23 protein-coding genes are annotated in these 20,559 nt (G+C 66.7%); 13 read left to right on the forward strand and 10 right to left on the reverse strand.

Features of this window, described 5'->3' with window-relative positions; all coding sequences use genetic code 11:
• Window position 1 precedes the first annotated feature (1 nt).
• The 3 genes from rnr to DU475_RS11055 all read left to right on the forward strand — a co-directional run bounded on the left by rnr (window position 2) and on the right by DU475_RS11055 (window position 3,590).
• Window positions 2–2,347 (forward strand): ribonuclease R, encoded by a 2,346-nt coding sequence (gene rnr / locus DU475_RS11045; protein ID WP_164632184.1) that lies wholly within the window; start codon window positions 2–4, stop codon window positions 2,345–2,347.
• Window positions 2,347–2,775 carry a DUF983 domain-containing protein gene (locus tag DU475_RS11050; RefSeq protein ID WP_164632185.1) on the forward strand — a complete coding sequence of 143 codons (429 nt, stop codon included), beginning with the start codon at window positions 2,347–2,349 and terminating at the stop codon, window positions 2,773–2,775. Before rnr ends, DU475_RS11050 begins: the two co-directional genes overlap by 1 nt.
• Window positions 2,776–2,840: 65 nt before the next feature.
• A complete protein-coding gene (locus DU475_RS11055) occupies window positions 2,841–3,590 on the forward strand; it encodes an NUDIX hydrolase (RefSeq protein ID WP_164632186.1) in 750 nt (249 codons plus the stop codon).
• A 33-nt stretch (window positions 3,591–3,623) separates the two neighbouring features.
• Here the strand turns inward: DU475_RS11055 and DU475_RS11060 are convergent, their stop codons facing one another.
• Window positions 3,624–4,874, reverse strand: coding sequence for an MFS transporter (locus tag DU475_RS11060; RefSeq protein ID WP_205524331.1), 1,251 nt, complete (start codon window positions 4,872–4,874; stop codon window positions 3,624–3,626).
• Window positions 4,875–5,171: 297 nt separating this feature from the next.
• On the opposite strand from DU475_RS11060, the gene rpmG reads away from it, so the two are divergent.
• Window positions 5,172–5,339, forward strand: coding sequence for a 50S ribosomal protein L33 (gene rpmG, locus DU475_RS11065; protein ID WP_011158674.1), 168 nt, complete (start codon window positions 5,172–5,174; stop codon window positions 5,337–5,339).
• Between the two features lie 265 nt (window positions 5,340–5,604).
• On the opposite strand, the gene DU475_RS11070 is transcribed toward rpmG, so the two are convergent.
• From DU475_RS11070 to DU475_RS11085, 4 genes are read right to left on the reverse strand one after another with little or no spacing between them, the layout of a single operon-like run.
• Window positions 5,605–5,988, reverse strand: a complete 384-nt coding sequence (locus tag DU475_RS11070) for a helix-turn-helix domain-containing protein (protein WP_164632187.1) — start codon at window positions 5,986–5,988, stop codon at window positions 5,605–5,607.
• A 10-nt stretch (window positions 5,989–5,998) separates the two neighbouring features.
• A complete protein-coding gene (locus tag DU475_RS11075; RefSeq protein ID WP_205524332.1) occupies window positions 5,999–6,301 on the reverse strand; it encodes a type II toxin-antitoxin system HigB family toxin in 303 nt (100 codons plus the stop codon).
• Between the two features lie 48 nt (window positions 6,302–6,349).
• Window positions 6,350–7,723 (reverse strand): PleD family two-component system response regulator, encoded by a 1,374-nt coding sequence (locus tag DU475_RS11080; RefSeq protein WP_013502017.1) that lies wholly within the window; start codon window positions 7,721–7,723, stop codon window positions 6,350–6,352.
• Window positions 7,724–7,733: 10 nt separating this feature from the next.
• Window positions 7,734–8,099 carry a response regulator gene (locus DU475_RS11085; RefSeq protein ID WP_011158678.1) on the reverse strand — a complete coding sequence of 122 codons (366 nt, stop codon included), beginning with the start codon at window positions 8,097–8,099 and terminating at the stop codon, window positions 7,734–7,736.
• Between the two features lie 125 nt (window positions 8,100–8,224).
• Between DU475_RS11085 and DU475_RS11090 the strand changes: the two genes are divergently transcribed.
• A complete protein-coding gene (locus tag DU475_RS11090; protein WP_013502016.1) occupies window positions 8,225–8,524 on the forward strand; it encodes a DUF3572 domain-containing protein in 300 nt (99 codons plus the stop codon).
• Window positions 8,521–9,816 (forward strand): DNA polymerase IV, encoded by a 1,296-nt coding sequence (locus DU475_RS11095; RefSeq protein ID WP_047309170.1) that lies wholly within the window; start codon window positions 8,521–8,523, stop codon window positions 9,814–9,816. The genes DU475_RS11090 and DU475_RS11095 overlap by 4 nt, the downstream gene beginning before the upstream one ends.
• Window positions 9,817–9,974: 158 nt before the next feature.
• Here the strand turns inward: DU475_RS11095 and DU475_RS11100 are convergent, their stop codons facing one another.
• On the reverse strand, window positions 9,975–10,841 hold the full coding sequence (locus DU475_RS11100; RefSeq protein ID WP_013502014.1) for a cell envelope integrity EipB family protein: 867 nt from the start codon (window positions 10,839–10,841) through the stop codon (window positions 9,975–9,977).
• 265 nt (window positions 10,842–11,106) lie between these two features.
• Here DU475_RS11100 and DU475_RS11105 point away from each other — a divergent pair, with 265 nt between their 5' ends.
• From DU475_RS11105 to DU475_RS11125, 5 genes are all read left to right on the forward strand, one after another.
• On the forward strand, window positions 11,107–11,574 hold the full coding sequence (locus DU475_RS11105; protein WP_013502013.1) for a RidA family protein: 468 nt from the start codon (window positions 11,107–11,109) through the stop codon (window positions 11,572–11,574).
• 15 nt (window positions 11,575–11,589) lie between these two features.
• A complete protein-coding gene (locus tag DU475_RS11110; protein WP_164632189.1) occupies window positions 11,590–12,342 on the forward strand; it encodes a glycerophosphodiester phosphodiesterase in 753 nt (250 codons plus the stop codon).
• An 82-nt stretch (window positions 12,343–12,424) separates the two neighbouring features.
• Window positions 12,425–13,663, forward strand: coding sequence for a GNAT family N-acetyltransferase (locus DU475_RS11115; protein ID WP_164632190.1), 1,239 nt, complete (start codon window positions 12,425–12,427; stop codon window positions 13,661–13,663).
• Window positions 13,664–13,713: 50 nt separating this feature from the next.
• A complete protein-coding gene (locus tag DU475_RS11120; protein ID WP_013502010.1) occupies window positions 13,714–14,142 on the forward strand; it encodes an HIT family protein in 429 nt (142 codons plus the stop codon).
• A 129-nt stretch (window positions 14,143–14,271) separates the two neighbouring features.
• The gene (locus DU475_RS11125; protein ID WP_164632191.1) at window positions 14,272–15,354 is read left to right on the forward strand and encodes a calcium/sodium antiporter; all 1,083 of its coding nucleotides are present in this window, start codon (window positions 14,272–14,274) and stop codon (window positions 15,352–15,354) included.
• A gap of 50 nt (window positions 15,355–15,404) precedes the next feature.
• Here the strand turns inward: DU475_RS11125 and DU475_RS11130 are convergent, their stop codons facing one another.
• The 4 genes from DU475_RS11130 to DU475_RS11145 form a co-directional block, all read right to left on the reverse strand.
• Entirely contained in the window at window positions 15,405–15,866 is a 462-nt protein-coding gene (locus tag DU475_RS11130) for an SAM-dependent methyltransferase (RefSeq protein WP_164632192.1), read from the reverse strand.
• Window positions 15,867–15,918: 52 nt separating this feature from the next.
• On the reverse strand, window positions 15,919–16,263 hold the full coding sequence (locus tag DU475_RS11135; protein WP_164632193.1) for an AzlD domain-containing protein: 345 nt from the start codon (window positions 16,261–16,263) through the stop codon (window positions 15,919–15,921).
• Complete coding sequence (locus DU475_RS11140) at window positions 16,260–17,000, reverse strand: AzlC family ABC transporter permease (RefSeq protein ID WP_164632194.1); 741 nt, start codon at window positions 16,998–17,000, stop codon at window positions 16,260–16,262. The genes DU475_RS11135 and DU475_RS11140 overlap by 4 nt, the downstream gene beginning before the upstream one ends.
• 94 nt (window positions 17,001–17,094) lie before the next feature.
• Window positions 17,095–18,135 (reverse strand): lytic transglycosylase domain-containing protein, encoded by a 1,041-nt coding sequence (locus DU475_RS11145; RefSeq protein WP_164632195.1) that lies wholly within the window; start codon window positions 18,133–18,135, stop codon window positions 17,095–17,097.
• An 86-nt stretch (window positions 18,136–18,221) separates the two neighbouring features.
• Between DU475_RS11145 and DU475_RS11150 the strand changes: the two genes are divergently transcribed.
• Window positions 18,222–19,151, forward strand: a complete 930-nt coding sequence (locus DU475_RS11150; RefSeq protein WP_164632196.1) for a glycine reductase — start codon at window positions 18,222–18,224, stop codon at window positions 19,149–19,151.
• A 525-nt stretch (window positions 19,152–19,676) separates the two neighbouring features.
• The coding region (locus DU475_RS11155; RefSeq protein WP_164632197.1) for a glycosyltransferase family 39 protein at window positions 19,677–20,559 on the forward strand (883 nt) is incomplete at its 3' end.

Consider the following 20,559-nt stretch of genomic DNA (forward strand, 5'->3'; position numbering starts at 1 on the left):
TGTGAGCAAGCCGCGCGACGCGAAGTTTCCGGACAAGGCCACCCTCCTCGCCTTCATCCGCGCTCACCCCGGCAAAGTCGGCACCCGGGAGATCGCGCGCGAATACGGCCTGAAGAACGCCGATCGCGCCGAGCTGAAGCGGATGCTGCGCGAGCTCGCCGACGGCGGCAGCATCCGCAAGAGCGGTCGCCGCAAGGTGTCGGAGCCCGCGACGCTGCCCCCGACCTTGCTGGCGGACATCGTCTCGCGCGACGCCGACGGCGAACTGATCGCCACGCCGTCCGAATGGGACGAGCAGGACGGCGACGCGCCGAAGATCCGCATCCACACCCCACGCCGGATCAAGCCGGGCACCGCGGCCGGCGTCGGTGACCGGGCGCTGCTGCATGTCGAGACCGCGGACCCGCGCGAGGGTGGCCCCGCTTATGTCGGCCGCGTCATCCGTGTGCTGGAGCGCGGCAAGGCGCGGATCCTCGGCATCTTCCGCGCGCTGCCGCAGGGCGGCGGCCGGATGGTTCCGGTCGACAAGAAGCAGGCCGGGCGCGAACTCAACATCGCGGCGCACGATGCCGGCAGCGCCGAGGATGGCGATCTCGTCAGCGTCGATCTGATCCGCACCCGCAGCTTCGGCCTCGCCTCCGGCCGGGTCAAGGAACGGCTCGGCTCGCTCGCCAGCGAAAAGGCGATCAGCCTGATCGCGATCCACACCCACGATATTCCGCAGGAGTTCTCCTCGGCGGCAATCCGCGAGTCCGAAGCCGCGCAGCCGGCAACGCTCAAAGGCCGCGAAGACTGGCGCGAGCTGCCGCTGGTGACGATCGATCCGCCGGACGCCAAGGACCACGACGACGCCGTCCATGCCGCGCCAGATCCTGATCCGAACAACAAGGGCGGCGTGATCCTGCATGTCGCGATCGCCGACGTCGCCTACTACGTGCGCCCCGGCTCTGCGCTCGATCGCGACGCGCTGCGCCGCGGCAATTCGGTGTACTTTCCCGATCGCGTCGTGCCGATGCTGCCGGAGCGGATCTCCAACGACCTGTGTTCGCTGAAACCGGGTGAGCCCCGCGGCGCCCTCGCCGTTCGGATGGTGATCGACGCGCAGGGGCGCAAGCGCTCGCATTCGTTCCACCGCATCCTGATGCGCTCGGCCGCGAAGCTGAGCTACGCGCAGGCGCAGGCGGCGATCGACGGCAAGCCCGACGACGTCACCGGCCCGCTACTCGAAACCATCCTGAAGCCGCTGTACGACGCCTATGCGGTGGTCAAGCGCGGCCGCGACGAGCGCGATCCGCTCGACCTCGATCTGCCCGAACGCAAGATCATCCTGAAGCCGGACGGCACCGTCGACCGCGTGATCGTCCCGGAACGGCTCGATGCACACCGGCTGATCGAGGAGTTCATGATCCTCGCCAACGTCGCAGCCGCCGAGATGCTGGAGAAGAAGGCGCTGCCGCTGATCTACCGGGTGCACGACGAACCCAGCGTCGAGAAGGTCCACAACCTCGTCGACTTCCTCAAGACGCTGGATCTGTCGTTCGCCAAAGGCGGCGCGCTGCGGCCGGCGCAGTTCAACCGCATCCTGGCGATGGTCAAAGGCGAGGACTCCGAGCCGCTGGTCAACGAGGTGGTGCTGCGCTCGCAGGCGCAGGCCGAATATGCGGCCGAGAACTACGGCCATTTCGGCCTCAATCTGCGCCGCTACGCGCACTTCACCTCGCCGATCCGGCGCTACGCCGACCTCGTCGTGCACCGCGCGCTGATCCGCGCGCTCGATCTCGGCGACGGCGCGCTGCCGCCGAGCGAGACCACCGAGACGCTGGCGGAAGTCGCCGCGCAAATCTCGCTCACCGAGCGCCGCGCGATGAAAGCCGAGCGCGAGACCGTCGACCGGCTGATCGCGCATCACCTCGCCGACCGGATCGGCGCCACGTTCCAGGGCCGCGTCTCCGGGGTCACCAAGGCCGGGCTGTTCGTCAAGCTGAGCGACACCGGCGCCGACGGGCTGATCCCGATCCGCTCGCTCGGCGACGAGTACTACAACTACGACGAAACGCGCCACGCGCTCATCGGCTCGCGCAGCGGGGCCATGCACCGGCTGGGGGATGTGGTCGACGTCAAGCTGGTGGAAGCTGCACCGGTGGCCGGCGCGCTGCGGTTCGAGCTGGTGAGCAATGCCAACGTCGAATTCACGCACCGCAAGACTGCACGCAAGACCAAGAGGACGAGCAAGACCAAGCTGAAAACCGAGAGCGGCAAGTCGGCCCGCGCCAAGCCCGGACGGGCGAAAGCGCGGAAAGCGGCGAAGCCGAAACAAAAAACCAAGTCCGGGAGAGGAAAACGCTGATGACCACGCTGTCACGCGAGCCGATCGTCTGGCCTCCGCAATCTGCGCCGTCGCAGCAGCGCAACGTCTGGCAGGCGATGTGGCGCGGTTTCCGCGGCCGCTGCCCGAACTGCGGCGAAGGCCGGATGTTCCGCGCGTTCCTCAAGACCGCCGACCGCTGCGACCAATGCGGCCAGGATTTCACCGGGCACCGCGCCGACGATCTGCCGGCGTATCTGGTGATCGTGATCGTCGGCCATGTCGTGGTGCCGCTCGCGCTGTCGATCGAAACCCGTTTCGCGCCGCCGGTGATGCTTCAGCTCGCGATCTACCTGCCTTTCACCCTGCTGGCTTCGCTGCTATTGCTGCAACCGGTCAAAGGCGCCGTCGTCGGACTGCAATGGGCATTCCGGATGCACGGCTTCGACGAAACCAACCCCGATCACTGACGGCGCGATTGCCACGCGGCGGCACAACGACAACAACACCAACAAGAAACGACAACGGGAGCGATATGACCGAATCCGCGACACAGCCGAAGGTCGAGCAGGATCACCAGGAAGCCAGCCACCACCCGTATTTCCGCCCGAAGGACGCAGCGACGCTGATCCTGGTCGATCGCAGCGGCTCGACGCCGAAAGTGCTGGTCGGCAAGCGCCACGACAACGTCGTGTTCATGCCCGGTAAGTTCGTGTTTCCCGGCGGCCGTGTCGACAAAAGTGACGTCCGCGTCCCGGTCGCAGCGCCGATCCCGCCGGAGCTGGAAGCCAATCTGCTGAAAGGCAGCCCGAAAACCACGCCGTCACGCGCCCGCGCCCTTGCGATCGCGGCGATCCGCGAAGCCTGCGAGGAGACCGGACTGTGCCTCGGCTGCAGGACCGAGGCCAAAGCGACACTGGCCGGCCCATGGCAGCCGTTCGCCGAAGCCGGCCTGCTGCCCGATCCCTCCGGCCTGTTCCTGATCGCGCGCGCCATCACCCCGCCCGGCCGGATCAAGCGGTTCGACACCCGGTTCTTCACCGCCGATGCCTCGGCGATCGCGCACCGCGTCGACGGTGTGGTGCATGCCGATGCCGAGCTGGTCGAGCTGGTGTGGGTCGAGCTCGGCTCCAAGCCGCTCGCCGACCTGCATCCGATGACCAAGAACGTGCTCGGCGAGCTCGACCGCCGGCTCGCCACCGGCCCGCTGCGCCACGACGCGCCGGTGCCGTTCTTCCATTTCTATGGCGGCAAGATGCAGAAGGACATGCTGCCGGGCGGCTGAGCGCCCGGCCTGCATCCGAACGAAAAGCTCGAACTAACGGCGTGACCACCGCGCCGTCAGTTCGAGCAGCAAGGCGAGCGCGGCCAATCCGCCGCCGTAGAGGCTCACCACCGTCCAGCCGCCGTGCGCCCAGGCGAAGGCGGCACCGGCCGAGCCGATCGATCCGCCGATGAACACTCCGGTCATGAACACGGTGTTGAGCCGGTTTCGCGCCTCCGGCGCCAGCGCGTAGACGATGTGCTGGTTGGAGATCAGCGCGCCCTGCAGGCCGAAATCCAGCACCACCACGCCGATCAGCAGTCCGGCGATGCTTCCCGAAAGTCCGAACAGCCCCCACGACGCCAGCACCAGCGCTGCGCCGATCGCGATCACCGGTCCAGGTCCGCGTCGATCGGCGATCCGGCCGGAGATCGGCGCCGCCAGTACGCCGACCACACCGACCAGGCCGAACAGGCCCGCGGCTTCAGCGCCGAGTCCGAAGTGCGGCTCCTGCAGATGCAGCGCCAGCACGGTCCAGAACACGCTGAAGGAGGCGAACAGTGCGGCCTGCACCGCGGTTGCGCGCCGCAGATCCGGCTGCTGGCGCCACAGCGACGCCAGCGATTTCAACGCGGCGCCATAGCCGATATCGAGGTGGCCGTGATGGCGAGGCAGCAGCCACGCCATCAGCGCCGCGGCGGCCAGCGCCGCCGGGACCGCCAGCCAGAACATCTCGCGCCAACCGAGATGGCCGGCGACGAAGCCTGCCACGGTCCGGCTCAGCAGGATGCCGCACAACAGCCCCGCCATCACCAACCCGATCGTCTTGCCACGCCGCTCTGGCGCCGCCAGCGCGGCGGCGAACGGCACCACCTGCTGCGCCACCGTGGCGCAGGCGCCGAGCGCCAGCGACGCGGCGATGATCAGCCAGGCCGACGGCGCCAGTGCCACCAGCGCGGCCGCGACAGCCAGCAGCACGAACTGGCCGGCGATCAGCCGCCGCCGGTCGGTCAGATCGCCGAGCGGCACCAGCAGGAACAGGCCGACCGCATAGCCGAGCTGGGTTGCGGTCGGAATCATCCCGGTCAGCGCCGGGCTGCCGAGATCGCGCTCGATCACCCCGAGCATCGGCTGGTTGTAATAGATGTTGGCGACGCCGATGCCGGCGGCCGCGGCCATCGCCAGCGTCAACCCGGCGCTCATTGCGGGGGCCGGCACCGCCGAACCACCGCCGGGGCCGGGCTTCGGCGGTGGTTCGGGTCGAGAATCCTCCGCAACGCGCAGGGCCGGCTCGCTGGCGGTCATCTGGGGCCTTTCGTGACAGAATCGGGGGCGGGCTTCCGAACATGGGTCGCAACGACCCGAAATCGAGGTCGCGCTCGGGAAGATCTGCGATGCGCAGATCGCCGTCTTGTCGGATTGGCGTGGATTTTGGCTGGTTTGGGTGCCAATTTCCGGGCTCGACAGCGATTTCGCCTCTCCCGCGCGGCAATACCCGCCGAGAACCTTGACTTTCAGGCATTCGCGGCTAGTTTGCCGGCCAAACGCGGGTCCTGACGTTCGACCTCGCCTGTTTATTCCCAAATTTCGAGGTTTGAGACCATGGCCAAGGCGGTCACCATCAAGATCAAGCTCGTGTCGACGGCCGACACCGGGTTCTATTACGTGACGAAGAAGAACTCGCGCACCATGACCGACAAGATGGTCAAGAAGAAGTACGATCCGGTCGCGCGCAAGCACGTCGAGTTCAAGGAAGCCAAGATCAAGTAAGCCGCTCGCGGCCTACTCACGGCATTCCTTCCGCGGGGCCTTCGGGCCCCGTTTCTATTTTGGGCGATGATCGGCAGCCTTCGCTCCGCCCACAGACGTCATCGCCCGCGCAGGCGGGCGCCCCAGTATCCCAGAGCGCCCGGGATCAAACACAGAAGCCGCGGCGTACTGGATCCCCGCCTGCGCGGGGATGACGACCGTGCGGATCGTGAGGTCGTGCAAATTGCCTCGGCTACGCCGCCGCCGCGACCATGCCGATCGCTGCTCATACGGCACGTTCGGTCTTGTATGGACGCACCAGCAGGTCGGCAGGGATCTTCCACGCCTCTGCGATCTTGCGGATCATCTCGACCGTGAGCGCGCGACGACGCGACAGCACCTCCGATGCCCGCGAGCGCGAGCCAAGGAGTTGGGCCAACTCAGTTTGAGTATGTCCGAGTTCGTCGATGGCATATTGCAGAACATCAATCGGGTCTTGATCTTCGGCGATCGCGATCGGCCACCGCTTCGCCTCGTAGAGTTCGACGAGCGCCAGCAGGACGTCGAGCTTGTCGCCCTCGTCCGATCCTTCTGGTGCGCCCCACGACGCCTCGATCGCTGCAAGTGCGGCGCGGTGATCCTCGTCAGTCCGGATCGGACGAAGGTCCACGACAATCTCCTCAGAAGTGGGACACGGTCAACGCATCGATCCGATCATATTCGGCGTGCGTCCCGACGAACTTCACAAACGCGATCTGACGACGAAAATCGAACGCGGCCGCCAATCGAAAATTGCCGCCAGCGATCTCGAATCTGACGCGCTCACGATTGAGCACTTTGGCCTTGGGTGCGGCCTTCTGAACGTCGTCGGTCGAGGTCCAGTTTGCCGCCCTGATCAACGCGTACCAACGCTCGACAGATGGCTTGGCTTCCGGGTGTTTACCCCAGAACTCGACCAGCACGTTGCGAGCGATCAGACGCATGTTCGTTAGTAGCACGTTCCCATTTTGGGAACAATGCCATCGGCGGCATTACGCCGCCGCTGCGACCACGCGATTTCGGCCGTCGTGCTTGGCCCGGTACAGCGCGGTGTCGGCGCGTTTCAGCAGGTCGGGGATCGGCTCGCCCTTGCGCTCCAGCGTCGACAGCCCGATCGAGATTGTGACTTCGATGCGTCGGGTGCCCTTCTCGACCGCGAACGGCTCGCCGGCGATGGCGCGGCGCAGCCGCTCGGCCACCATCTGGGCGACGTGCAGATCGGTCTCCGGCATCACGATCACGAACTCCTCGCCGCCGTAACGGCAAGCGAGATCGATGCCGCGGATCGACTTCTTGATCCTCAGCGCGAACTCGCGCAGCACGTCGTCGCCGGCATCGTGGCCGTAGCTGTCGTTGATCGACTTGAAAAAGTCGATGTCGAGGATCATCAGCGCCAGCGGCTTGCCGCGCGCGCTCGCCTGCTCCGCCAGTGTCGCCAGATGGCTTTCCATGTAGCGCCGGTTGTGCAGCCCGGTGAGGCCGTCGGTGATCGCCATCTCGATCGAATGCTGCACGTTGTCGCGCAGATGATCGGTGTAACGGCGGCGCCGGATCTGGGTCCGCGCCCGCGCCATCAATTCGTTCTTGTCGACCGGCCGCAGCAGATAATCATTGACGCCGATTTCGAGCCCGCGCAGCAGCCGCGCGTTGTTTTCGGCATCGGCGATGGCGAGGATCGGCACGTGCCGGGTACGCTCCAGCGAGCGCGCCTGGCTGCACAGCCGCAGCCCGTCGAAATTCTCCAGCCCGAGCGACACGATCAGCAGGTCGTAATTGCCTTCTGCAGCGTGGAACAGCGCCTCCGACGGATTGGTCTCGACGTCGACGTCGTGCTCGGCGCTGAGCAGCGGCGCAAGCCGTTCGTAGGACGACGGCCGGTCGTCGACCAGCAGGATGCGGCCGCCCTTCCCTTGATCCGCGACCGCTTCACGCTCAGGCGCCTGCATGCCGATTTCGAGCGAGGTGATCGCCCGCATCCGCAGTTCGTCGGTCATCATCTTCAGCCGGGTCAGCGATCGCACCCGCGCGATCAGCACGACGTCGGACACCGGCTTGGTGAGGAAATCGTCGGCGCCGGCCTCGAGGCCGCGCACCCGATCGGCCGGGCTGTCGAGCGCCGTCACCATTACCACCGGGATGAAATGCGTCTTGGGGTTCGCCTTCAGCCGGCGACAGACTTCGAAGCCGTCCATGTCCGGCATCATCACGTCGAGCAGCACGATGTCGCATTCGGCGCGCTGGCAGATCTCCAGCGCCTCGACGCCGTTCGACGCGGTGATGACGTCGAAATATTCCGCCGACAGCCGGTCTTCGAGCAGCTTGACGTTCGCCGGAATGTCGTCGACCACCAAGATACGCGCTGACACGATGCTACTCCTAGCCGATGAACCGCCGGACGGTCTCGATGAACTTGCCGACCGAGATCGGCTTGGACAAATAGGCTTCGCAACCGCCTTCGCGGATTCGCTCCTCGTCGCCCTTCATCGCGAAGGCCGTGACGGCTACCACCGGAATGTGACGGAGTTCGGCATCGTCCTTGATCCAGCGGGTGACTTCCAGCCCGGACACCTGGGGCAACTGGATGTCCATCAGGATCAGGTCGGGGCGCAGCTTACGAACCAGGTCGAGGGCTTCGTATCCGTTGCTCGTTCCCGCCGTCTGGTAGCCATGGGCCTCCAGCAGGTCGCGAAAGAGCTTCATATTGAGCTCGTTGTCTTCGACGATCAGGACGGTTTTCGCCATCCCGCCCTCCACTACTCACACTAAAATGCCCGGGCCGGCGGCCCGCGATCGTTCGACAAGCCGCAAGACTCGGGCATGATTGAATAAAATAGAGACGAGAAGTTACGGAAAGGCAAACACAACCGATGCGAAAGCGTCTTCAAGATCCCCGCCAAGCGGCTGAAATCGTGGCGATTCAAGCGCTGTCCTTCATTGCCGGAGATCCCGAGCGACTCGGCCTGTTTCTGGCCGAGACCGGGATCGGCCCGGAGACGCTGCGCAGTTCCGCCGCCGATCCGCAGTTCCTGATCAGCGTGCTGAACTTCGTGCTGCGTGACGATGTCACCGCCAAAGCGTTCGCCGACTCGGTCCAGCTCCACCCCACCAACGTCGCAGCAGCGCTCCAGGTCCTCGAGGACAAGCCGTGGGAGCGCGACACGCCGTGAGCGACGGCGAACCGGGCACGCGGAACACGCCCGGCTTCTGCCGGGATTGCCTCGCCGACCAGCGCGCCGAGGCACGACGCTGCACGGCTTGCGGGTCGCCGCGCCTCGTCCGGCACCGGTCGCTGGGGGCGCTGTCGCTCGCCCATATCGATTGCGACGCGTTCTATGCGACCGTGGAGAAGCGCGACAATCCGGAGCTTGCCGACAAGCCGGTGATCGTCGGCGGCGGCAAGCGCGGCGTGGTGTCGGCCGCCTGCTACATCGCCCGCACCTTCGGGGTGCGCTCGGCGATGCCGATGTTCAAGGCGCTGGCGCTGTGCCCATCGGCGGCGGTGGTGCGACCCGACATGGCGAAGTATGTCCGGGTCGGACGCGAGGTGCGGCAGGCGATGCGGGCGCTGACGCCGCTGGTCGAGCCGCTGTCGATCGACGAGGCGTTCCTCGATCTGGCCGGCACCGAGCGGATGCACGGCATGATCCCCGCCAAGGTGCTGGCGAAATTCGCTCGCGAGGTCGAGCGCGACATCGGCGTCACGGTGTCGGTCGGACTGTCGTGCAACAAGTTCCTGGCCAAGATCGCCTCCGATCTCGACAAGCCGCGCGGCTTCGCCGCGCTCGATCAGGACGAGGCGCGCGAGATGCTGGCGCCGCGGCCGGTCGGCTTCATCTTCGGCGTCGGGCCGGCGACGGCATCGCGGCTGGCAAGCCGCGGATTCCGAATCATCGCCGACCTGCAGCGCGCCGACGAGATCGAGATGATGCGGCAGTTCGGCGACGAAGGCCGGCGGCTGTGGCGGCTGGCGCGCGGCATCGACGAGCGCAAGGTGGTGCCCGATCGCGGCGCCAAATCGATTTCCAACGAGACCACCTTCGAGGACGACATTCGTGACCAGGCGACGCTGGAGAAGATCCTGTGGCGGCTGTCGGAAAAGGTGTCGGCCCGGCTGAAGAGCGCCGCCCTCTCGGGCTCGACCATCACATTGAAGCTGAAGACCGCCGACTTCCGCCAGCGCACTCGGGCGCAGACGATCCATGCCCCGACCCAGATGGCGAACCGCATCTTCTCGGTGTCGCGCGAGATGCTGAGCAAGGAAATCGACGGCACCGCGTTCCGGCTGATCGGAACCGGCGTCAGCGCGCTGACCGAACAGACCGGCCCGGCGGAGGACGACATGCTCGATCGCCGCTCCGCCCACGCCGAACGCGCCATCGACGATCTGCGCAAGAAGTTCGGCGATGCCGCCGTGATCCGCGGCATCGCGTTCGACCGGGTGCAGAAGCCGCAGGGCTGACAGCGGTCAATCCGACCGGCTCATTGTTGCGCGCGCAGCGAAGCAAATCCAGCAGCGCTGCATGCTCATCAACGAATTGCTTCGTCGCGGAGCCTTTTTCCGGACGGCGCAAAGCGCCGATCCGGGCGCTCCTCGCAACGACGAACCGCGAGGCCTTGCTACTTACACGGCTTGCTCGCCTTGACCTCGAGCTTGCCCATCGCGCCGGCGAGCACAAAGTCGTTGTAGTCGAGCACCAGCGAGCGCGACACGCCGTTCTCGTAGAGTTCGAACGACATCGCGTACACCGGCGTCTGTTCGCCGGCATTGGCCTTGGCGTCGCGATCGTAATAGCTCACCGTCACCGGCCAGCGGGTCATCGCCTTCATCGCCTCGTCGTTGATCGACGGGTCGGGCGAAGCGGCTGCGCCGTCGCCTTTGATCGGCTGTCCGATCACCGTCAAGGTGTTGTACACCTTCTCGCCGTTGTCCGAGCCGTCGTAGACCGACAGGTTCAGCAGCGACTTGCCGGCGCGCGCGGCTTCGATGATGCGTTCGATCTGCTCGGTCGGAAAAACCGTGGCGCCGTCGAGCTGGAATGTCTTCTGCACCGGCTGCTTCAGCTTCACCGTAATGTGGTCACCGGTGCGCTCGGCGATGCCGTCGACGTCGCTCTCCTTGGAGTCGTCCATCCGGGTGCCGATCTTGAACCGATAGCTCTTGCCGGCGGCGTCCTCCCAGCTCGACGAACGCAGGTCGCTCAGCGTGTTCTTGCCCTCGCCGCTTTCGATCTCCGACACCTGGCGAAAATCCGAGGTGTAGCCTTCGCAGGCATTGCCCGAGAAGTTGTACAGGATGCGACCGCGTACCGTACTGACCGAGGCGTTGTTGCGGGTTTTCAGAAGGCTGAGATCGTACAGCGCCTGATGCGGCAGAAAGTTGATCGCCGGACCGGCAACCGCCGCCGATCCGGTGGAGATGGCGAGCGCTGCCACGATTGCGAGCAGTCCCCGGCTCGATCGCGTCGTCTGTCGTGACACGGGCATGTCGTCTCCCTGAGAGCGGTCCGATTAGAATAGGTGGCGGCCGAAGTGGCCGCAACGTCTGCGACTTTCTGGACCATCGGATTGCGGTGAAATAACGGAGCGATTGCCGTGATGCGCGATCGAACGGAACCGGCCCCTGCAGGTCTCGCAAGGCCGGACGGCGCCAGCCGGCGTCGCGGCTTACTTGCAACAGGGGCCGCAATCGGCCAAACAGGACCGCCCGGCGGCACGCGCCGGCGAAACGCGAAAAGCAATGGGGATCGGCATGACCGGGGTGATCGAGCAGAAACTGACCGCGCAGGGCATCGTGTTGCACGAGCCGGCGAGCCCGGTCGCCAACTACGTCGGCTTCGTCCGCACCGGCAATCTGCTGGTGGTATCGGGGCAGGTCTGCTTCGACGCCGAAGGCAAGCTGGTCGCCAAGGGCAAACTCGGTGCCGACGTCTCGATCGAACAGGGCAACGCTGCCGCGCGGGCCTGCGCGATCAATCTGCTGGCGCAGCTCAAGGCCGCGCTCGGCGATCTCGACAAGGTGGTGCGCGTGGTGCGGCTCGGCGGCTTCATCAACTCGACGCCGGATTTCGTCGACGGACCCAAGGTGATGAACGGCGCCTCCGACCTGATGGTCGCCGCCTTCGGCGACAAGGGCCGCCACGCCCGCACCACGGTCGGCGTCGCTTCGCTGCCGGCCGATGCGGCGGTCGAGGTCGAGGGCCTGTTCGAAGTCGCCTGATCAGGAAGCACTGCGATGCGCGCGTCCGACTGGCTGACCGCCCGACCGGTCGCGCATCGCGGCCTGCACGACCGTGCCCGCGGCATCGTCGAGAACATGCCCGGTGCGGTCGACGCGGCGATCGCCGCAAACTTCAGCATCGAGGTGGACATTCAACTCACCGCAGACGGTGAAGCGATGGTCCACCACGACGACGATCTCGGCCGGCTGACCGACGGCGACGGCGCCCTGCTCCGGATGACCGCCGCGCAGCTCCGGCAGGTGCCGTTCAAGGACACGCCCGAGCGGATGATGTCGGTCGGCGAGCTGTGCGATCTCGTCGCCGGCCGCGTGGCGCTGGTGATCGAGCTGAAGAGCCATTTCGACGGCGACCGCAAGCTCGTGCGCCGGCTGCTTCAGGTGCTGGACAGCTACAACGGACCGGTCGCGGCGATGTCGTTCGATCCCGACCAGGTGCTGGCGCTGCGCCAACTCGCGCCCAAGCTGACGCGCGGCATCACCGCCGAGCGCAGTTACGACGACGCCTATTGGGCCGGGCTCGGCGAGGCGCAGCGCGACTCCATGGTGGCTCTGAAGCATGGGTTCAAAACCCAGCCGCATTTCGTCGCCTATCGGGTCGACGACCTCCCCGCCCCGGCGCCGTGGATCGCACGCAATCTGTTCGGCTGCACGCTGCTGAGCTGGACGGTGCGTACGCCGGAGCAGTGCGCGCGCGCCGCTCGCCACGCCGACCAGATGATCTTCGAGGGCTTTGTTCCGCAAACGTGACCGCGGCCGGTCTTGAAGCGCGATCGGGAAATGCCCAATCTGTTGCCATGATCGCCTGCGCTTGCATTGTTGGTTCGGCCGTTTGACGGGCTCGTCGGACATCACGCTCGAAGCGGTGCCGTCGGTGGATGCAGTCGCCGCCGCCGAATGGGACGCCTGCGCGCGTTCCGGCGTCCTCGTTCCTGATCCGAACCCGGCCGGCGCTCTCGGCAGCGACTGCACCGCCGCGAGAGCCGCGTACAATCCCTTCCTCAGCCATGCGTTCTTCGCCGCGCTCGAACAATCGCGGTCGGCGAGTGCCCACACCGGCTGGGGACCACGGCATCTGATCGCCCGGCAGGATGGTGAAATCGTCGGCATCGTGCCGTGCTATCTGAAAGCGCACTCGCAGGGCGAGTACGTGTTCGACCGCGGCTGGGCCGACGCCTATGAGCGCGCCGGCGGCAGCTACTATCCGAAGCTGCAGGCCTCGGTGCCGTTCACGCCCGCGACCGGGCCGCGCCTGCTGATCCGCGATGGCGTCGATCCGGCGCGCGTCGGCGGCGCGCTGGTGAACGGTCTGATGGCGCTGTGCGATCTCAGCAAGGCCTCTTCGGTCCACGTCACCTTCGCACGCGAGAGCGAGTGGCGCTTCCTCGCCGAGCGCGGCTTCCTGCAACGCACCGACCAGCAGTTTCATTGGCACAATGCCGGCTATGCCGGCTTCGACGATTTCCTGGCGACGCTGAACTCACGGCATCGCAAGGCGATCAAGCGCGAGCGGCGCGACGCGGTGGGAAGCGGCATCACCATCCACCACCTCACCGGCGCCGACATCACCGAAGACGCCTGGGACGCGTTCTTCTCCTTCTACATGGAGACCGGCTCGCGGAAATGGGGTCGGCCGTACCTGAATAGGGAGTTCTATTCCCTGATCGGCCAGAGCATGAGCCAGGACGTGCTGCTGGTGATGGCCAAGCGCAACGGCCGCTGGATCGCCGGCGCGATCAACTTCATCGGCGGCGACACGCTGTTCGGTCGGCACTGGGGCGCCATCGAGCATCACCCGTTTCTGCATTTCGAGATCTGCTACTATCAGGCGATCGATTTCGCGATCACCCGCGGCCTCGCCGTGGTGGAGGCCGGCGCGCAGGGCGAACACAAGATCGCGCGTGGCTATCTGCCGCAGACCACCTACTCGGCGCATTTCATCGCAGACCCGGCGCTGCGCCGGGCGATCGCCGACTATCTGAGACGCGAGCGGATGGTCGTCGACGAGATGGGACGCGAACTGGCCGAAGCCGCTCCGTTCAAAAAAGGTAACCTCACCGATCCGGCTTGACCGGCCCGTGCACGGCGGACGACAATCGCGCCGCCAAGTCCGGAGCAACCATGACCGCTTACGATTCAGAGAATATTTTCGCCAAGATCCTGCGCGGCGAAATCCCGTGTCACAAAATCTACGAAGACGATCATGTCTTCGCTTTCCTCGACATCATGCCGCGTTCGACCGGCCATACGCTGGTGATTCCGAAGGCACCGGCTCGCAATATTCTCGATATCACGTCCGAAGATTTCGCCCATGTGGCGCGCGGCGCCCACAAGATCGCCCACGCGGCGATGAAGGCGTTCAAGGCCGACGGCATCGTGGTGCAGCAGTTCAGCGAGCCGGCCGCCGGCCAGGTCGTCTATCATCTGCACATGCACGTGATGCCGCGCCACGACGGCGTGCCGCTGCTGCCGCCGGCCTCGCGCAAGGAAGAACCCGCCGTACTCGAGCAACATGCAGCACAACTGAAGGCGGCGCTCGCCCAGGGCTAGGCTCCGGCCCTCCCTCCGACCTGCCTGTGATGCCTGAGCAACCGTAACGCCCGATGTTCGTTGCAGGCTGGAAGCTGACGACGGAAGCCGGCCGCCGCGACGGCGCCATCCGCGAACGAGGCAACAGAGATGATCGCGCTGGTCAGTTTTGTGTCGGGACTGGTCGCCCTCGTCGTCGGTGCTGAACTCCTGGTTCGCGGCGCCTCGAAACTGGCGCTGTCGTTCGGGATCTCGCCGCTGGTGGTCGGGCTGACCGTGGTGGCGTTCGGCACGGGATCGCCGGAACTGGCGGTCGCGATTCAGGCGGCGATGGCCAACCAGGCCAACATTACCGTCGGCAACGTAGTCGGCAGCAACATCTTCAATGTGCTGTTCATTCTCGGCCTGTCGGCGCTGATCACACCGCTGATCATCAATCGGCAGTTGATCCGCCAGGAAGTGCCGATCATGGTCGGGACGTCCCTGCTGGTCGCCGCGCTGGCCTGGGACGGCACGATGTCCCGCCTCGACGGATTGATCCTGGTCTGCCTGCTGGCGGTCTATACGGGCTTTCTGATCGTGCAGAGCCGGCGCCAGGAGGCCGGCTCTGATGCTGCCGAGCCGGCGACGGAGGACTCGGGGCCAGGTTGGGATTCGAAGCTGCCGGTGCAGATCGCGCTGATCGTTATCGGCTTGGTCATGCTGGTCTTCGGCGCGACCTGGCTGGTCGATGCGGCGATCACGTTCGCAAGGCTGTTCGGCGTCAGCGAGATGGTGATCGGCCTGACCATCGTCGCGGCCGGCACCTCGCTGCCGGAGGTCGCGACCTCGATCATGGCCGCGGTCCGCGGCCAGCGCGACATTGCCGTCGGCAATGTGGTCGGCAGCAATATCTTCAATCTACTCGGCGTGCTCGGCGTGTCCGCCGCCGTGGTGCCGGGCGGGCTCTCGATCGCGCCGGCGATGATGGCGTTCGATATCCCGGTGATGATCGCGGTGGCGATCGCCTGCCTGCCGATCTTCTTCACCGGCAACCTGATCGCACGGTGGGAGGGCGCGCTGTTTCTGGCAATGTATGTCGGCTATACCGTCTATCTGGTGATGGCTGCCCAGCAACACGATGCGTTGTCGACCTACGGCTTCGTGCTCGGGACCATCGTTCTTCCACTCTGCGCGCTGACCGTCGCAGTCATCGCCTGGCGCGAGTGGCACGCCGGACGGCAAACGCGTTGACCAACGCCGGAGAGCTGGATCGCAGCGTTCACGCTGCGCCGCCCGTTCTATTACTTGGCCATCGAATGCACGCAGCGGTCGGGCTTGAGGTCGATCAGCGGCGTGCCGTCGAGGCAGTCGAGGCCGCGCACCAGCACGGTCGCACCCTCGATCCCGACCACGGCCACCGAGGAAATTCCGATCGGATTCGGCCGCAGCGGCGAGCGCAGCGCGAACGTGCCGCGCGGGCCGTCGATGCCGTGACCGCGCTGGATCACCAGATCGCGGCGCGACAGATGCAGCCAGTACACCACCTGCGCCTGGGCGAACTTGTCGAGTCCCTGCAGCGCCTGGGTCCACGGCTCGAAGATCTCCAGCCGGCACACCGGCCCGTCGGGAGCACCCTGCCGCGGCGTCTCGCCGCGCGAGGTCCAGGGCGTGCGGATGCGGCCGATGAAGATCAGGCCGGCATCGGTCGGCGGCGGCGCCTCGACCACAACCTCGCCTTCACGGATCTCGCCCCTGTCGGTCATCATCCTTCGCCCTCTGCCTGACGGCCCGGTGTAGCGCGAAACCGGTTCGGTTTCATCGCCACCAAAGTTGGCCGAGCAGCAGCACCACCTCGCCTGCCACCACGCCGGCGAAGATCGAGCGACGCGCCACCAGAAACACCGCGAAGCCGGCCGCAACCGATCCGTAGCGCAACAGTGGCGACACGCTGGCGAGCGCACCAGGCGGCACGAACAGGATCTGGGCGATCACGCCGGCGAGGATCGCGGTGGCGACCGCGCGGACCCAGATCAGCAGCTCGGAGCCTTCGTCGATGCCGCCGCCGAGCAACAGCCCAAGCATCCGCCAAACTTCGTTCGGCAGCACGCCGGCCAGCACCAGCACCAGCAGCGCCTGCCAGTCGCCGATGAAATTGCTCATGCCCGCCTCCGCCGCCGCAGCCTGTGCACGCCATAGGCGATGGTGCCGGCCGAGACGCCGCTGATCAGCACGTCGACCCCGGTGTGCAGCAGCGCCACCAGCGGAAACAGCGCCAGCCCGAGTACCAGCGCGACGACATCGGCGAGTTCGCGGCAGTTGCGCGCGGTCGACAGCAGAAACGCCAGCGGCGTCAGCAGCAGGATCGCGGCGCCGAACGATCGCGGCAGGTTGGCCGCCAGCAGAAAACCGATCACATTGGCGATCAGGCACACCGCGATCAGTCCGGAGCCGAGCCCGTTGGCGAAGGCGATCCGCCGCTCGCGCGGCACCTGCGGCAGCAGCCGGAAACATTCCACCCACATCGTCACCGCGACGAAATGCGCCGGCAGCACGAGCTGGCGCAACTTGGTTGTCGGCGTCTTCAGCATCGGCAGCACCGACACCACCATCGGAAACAGCCGGATCGCGCTCACCGTCACCGCAATCGCCGCCTGCACCGGTGTCGCCCCCGAGCCGAGCGAGGAGATCAGGATGATCTGCGCCGGACCGGCCCACACCAGCACGGTGCTGAGCAGCACCCAGCCGAGGCTGAATTGGCTGTCGTGCGCGAGCGCGCCGATCCCGATGAAGGTGGCGAACAGCACCAGCGTCAGCACCGTGGTGCCGGCGGCGATCAGGCCGCGCAGGAAGGCGCGCAGCGGTGTCTGCCATTGCGGAGAATCGAGTGGCGGCGGCACGAACAGATTCCAGAACGGGTGAAGCGGCGGCGCATAACGGGCGGGAAACGCCAGACGGTCAAGGCCCGTTGCCGCGGCTCTGTTCTGCTGAACGCTATCCGGGCCTGCCGCGATTGCGCAGCACCAGACAGGCCTGCCCCGCTCTCCGGATCTGCCTGCACAGATCGTCGGCCTCGGCGCGCGTGTCGGCGCCGATCCGCACCTGATAGAACGGCCGGGTGCCGCGGCTGCGGAACACCGCGCTCAACAACGTCGGGTCGCGCTCGCCGATCACACCGCTCAGCCGCGTCATCGCCCGCGCATAGCTCGCCAGCGCGCGGTTGCGATTGAAGCCGGCGGCAAGCTGCACGCCCCACGGCCGATCGGCGCCGAGCTTCACGCGCTGTTCGAGCTCGGCAACGAACGGATTCGGCGCCCGTGTCAGAAGCGCCATCAGGGTGCGGCAGTCGGCGTCCGTTTTGGTCTCCGGCAGCTTCGCCGCCCGTCCCGCCTTTGCCCAGTCCTCGACCGAACTGCCGGTGATCGCAAACACGTAGTCCCTCGTCTGCAACGGCATGCCGCCGGTGCCGGCGAGCCACTCCTGCACCCGCCGCGGGCCGGCATTGTAGGCGGCCGCAGCGAGGCCGAGATTGCCGAACTGATCGCGCAGCTCCTTGAGGAATTCGGCCGACTTCGGCAGCGCCTGCACCGGATCGAACGGATCGAGCAGCCGGCGTTCGCTGGCGGTGCCGGGCATGAACTGCGCGATGCCTTGCGCGCGCTTGCCGCTCCGCGTCACGGGTCCGACGGCATCGGGCTGAAACCGGCTCTCCTGCCAGATCACCCGGGCGAAGAACTCCAGCGGCAAGTCGTGCGCCTTGGCGGCGGACTCGATCATCAGGCAGATCGACTCGCGGGTGCCGGGGTCGGTCGGCTTGTCCGCTTTGTCCTGCGGCTGCCCGGCAGGCTTCGCTTCGTCGGCGCGAGCGGGCATCTTCGTCTCTGTCGCAGCTCCGGTCTCGGCGGGCGCGGATGCAGCCGGAGCGGATCGATCCGGCTGGACCGCCGGCGTCTCCTCGGCACGCGCCGCTGCCAGCCCGAGCAGAGCGATGCCGCAGACGACTGCGACATGGTCGCTCCATCGCCTCCCGGTCATCCACGGCTCCCCTTCACAGGCGCATCCTTGACTCACTCGGGCAACGGGCTAGCAATCGAAAAACCCTCGCGCAACGGGAACGCAGGATGGCCGAAACCGATCCACTTGCCGGCTTCGCGGCAGGCGACGACGTACCGATCCAGTATATCGCGCGCACCCGCGCTTATTATCAGGCGATCGGCTACGACGTGCCGTATCGCTGGGCGCACCACACCGGTTCGCCGTTCGCCCCGTTGGCAAGGCCATTGGCACGATCCCGTGTCGCGCTGATCACCACCGCTGCGCCTTACGATCCCGCCAAGGGCGATCAGGGCCCCGGCGCGGCCTATAACGGCGGCGCAAAATTCTATCAGGTCTATGACGGCGACACCTCGCGCGATCACGACCTGCGCATCTCCCACATCGCCTACGACCGCACCCACACCACCGCCACCGACAGCGGCACCTGGTTTCCGCTGCCGCAGCTTCGCCGGCTGGCGAACGAAGGCCGGCTTCTGCTCGCGCCGCGCTTCTTCGGCGCGCCGACCAACCGCAGCCATCGCGTCACCATCGAGACCGACGCGCCCGAGATCCTGGCGCGCTGCAAGGCCGATGGCGTCGACGCCGCTGTGCTGGTGCCGAACTGCCCGGTCTGCCATCAGACCGTATCGCTGGTGGCGCGCCATCTCGAAGCCGCCGGTATCTCCACCGTGGTGATCGGCTGCGCCAAGGATATCGTCGAGCACGCCGCAGTGCCGCGATTTCTGTTCAGCGATTTCCCGCTCGGCAACTCCGCCGGTAAACCGCACGACGAAACGTCGCAGACCTTCACCCTCGATCTCGCGCTGCGACTGCTGGAATCCGCGCCGGCGGCCCAAACCACGGTGCAGTCGTCGCTGCGCTGGAGCGATGATCACCGCTGGAAGCGCGACTACAACAACGTCGCCAATCTCAGCGCCGAGGACCTGGCGCGGCGCCGTGCCGATTTCGACGCCCAGAAACAACGTGCTCGCGGACTGCGCGACGGCGTTGCCTGAAACGCACGCCCTTACCTCATTGCCTCCGTGCGGCGCTAAGCCTCGTCTTTCCGGCAATTGCCTGGCCGACCCGTTGGACTAAAACGTCGATTCGAAACGCCACGAGCGGCCGCGGTATCGATACCGCGGGTTCCGTTTCGCCAGAGGACGACGACCATCAAGCGCAAGCAACCCAAACAGCGTCGGCCGAAGAAGAAGCATCACGGCGGCAAGGCCGGCCTGCGCCCGTCCGCCGAGACGCTGACGACGGTGCCTGACGACGCTGCGGTCGCGTCGCCACGTACCGAGGACGCGCCGGCTTCGACCGCAGCCGTGCCGGCGCCGGCTGCCGCTGATGCGCGCCCGGCCTCACCTCCCGCAAGGCCGCAGGCTGCGGCCAAGCCGCCGCACGGCTCCAGACCGAAACCACCCCAGGTCAAGGCAGCGAAACCGGCGCGCGGCGCCGGGCAAGCTGCGCCCGCCCCCGCAGCCGCGCCCGCTGCGCCACGTCCGGCTGCGGCACGCTCCGGTTTTTCACCGCTGACCATGCTGCTTGGTGCCGGCGACAGCCTGATCGAGATGCTGCGCAACCGTCCGCAGCGGCTGCTGTTGTGGATCCTCGGCCTGTACGGAACGCTGTGGTTCGTCAGCGCGATCAGCTTCCCGGGGCTGCCCGCGGTCGGCTACGAAATGGCGCTGTTCGGCAACGAGTTGCAGGGCGGCTACTGGAAATACCCGCCGCTGGCGCCGTGGCTGACCGAATTGGCCTCGCTTGCCACCGGCCGATGGAACGGCGCACAGCTCCTGCTCGCGCTCGGCTCGGCGCTGATGACGCTGGCGCTGTTGTGGCGGCTCGGCGCTGCGGTCTTCGGCGACAGCGGCGCCACGCTCGCGGTGGCGCTGACGATCCTGATCGGCTGTTTCGGGCCGCAGGTCACCGCCTTCGATCCCGCGATCGCAAGCCTTCCGTTCGCGGTCGCGGTGGTCTTGCTGTATCGCAAGGCGGTGTTCGAGGACGCCCGCTCGAGCTGGATCGGGCTCGGCGTCGCCGCCGCGTTGATGATCGCCGCCAACCATGCAGGCGCGGCGTTGATCCTGGTCCTGATCGGACATTTGCTGCTGACCGCCGATGGCCGCCGCCGACTGTTGTCGGCCGGGCCGGGAATCGCGGCAGTCGCCTGCTTCATCGTGCTGCTGCCGCATCTGATTTGGCTGGCGCAGCCCAACGGCTCTCCGCCCGTCGCAGCTCCCGACGGTCCGCTGTGGCCTCGGCTCGGGGCCGCCTTCGCCTTCGTGTTCAGTCAGGTCGGCCTCAATCTTGGGCTGGTCGCTGTGGCGGCTCTGGCGTTGCTCCCGCGGATGCCGCTGCAAGGCGAACCCGCGACTGTCGACATCACCCCGCCGAGCCGTTTCGATCGATCGCTGCTGC

It is taken from the genome of Rhodopseudomonas sp. WA056, assembly GCF_010906995.1.
In the GTDB taxonomy this organism is placed as follows: domain Bacteria; phylum Pseudomonadota; class Alphaproteobacteria; order Rhizobiales; family Xanthobacteraceae; genus Rhodopseudomonas; species Rhodopseudomonas palustris_G.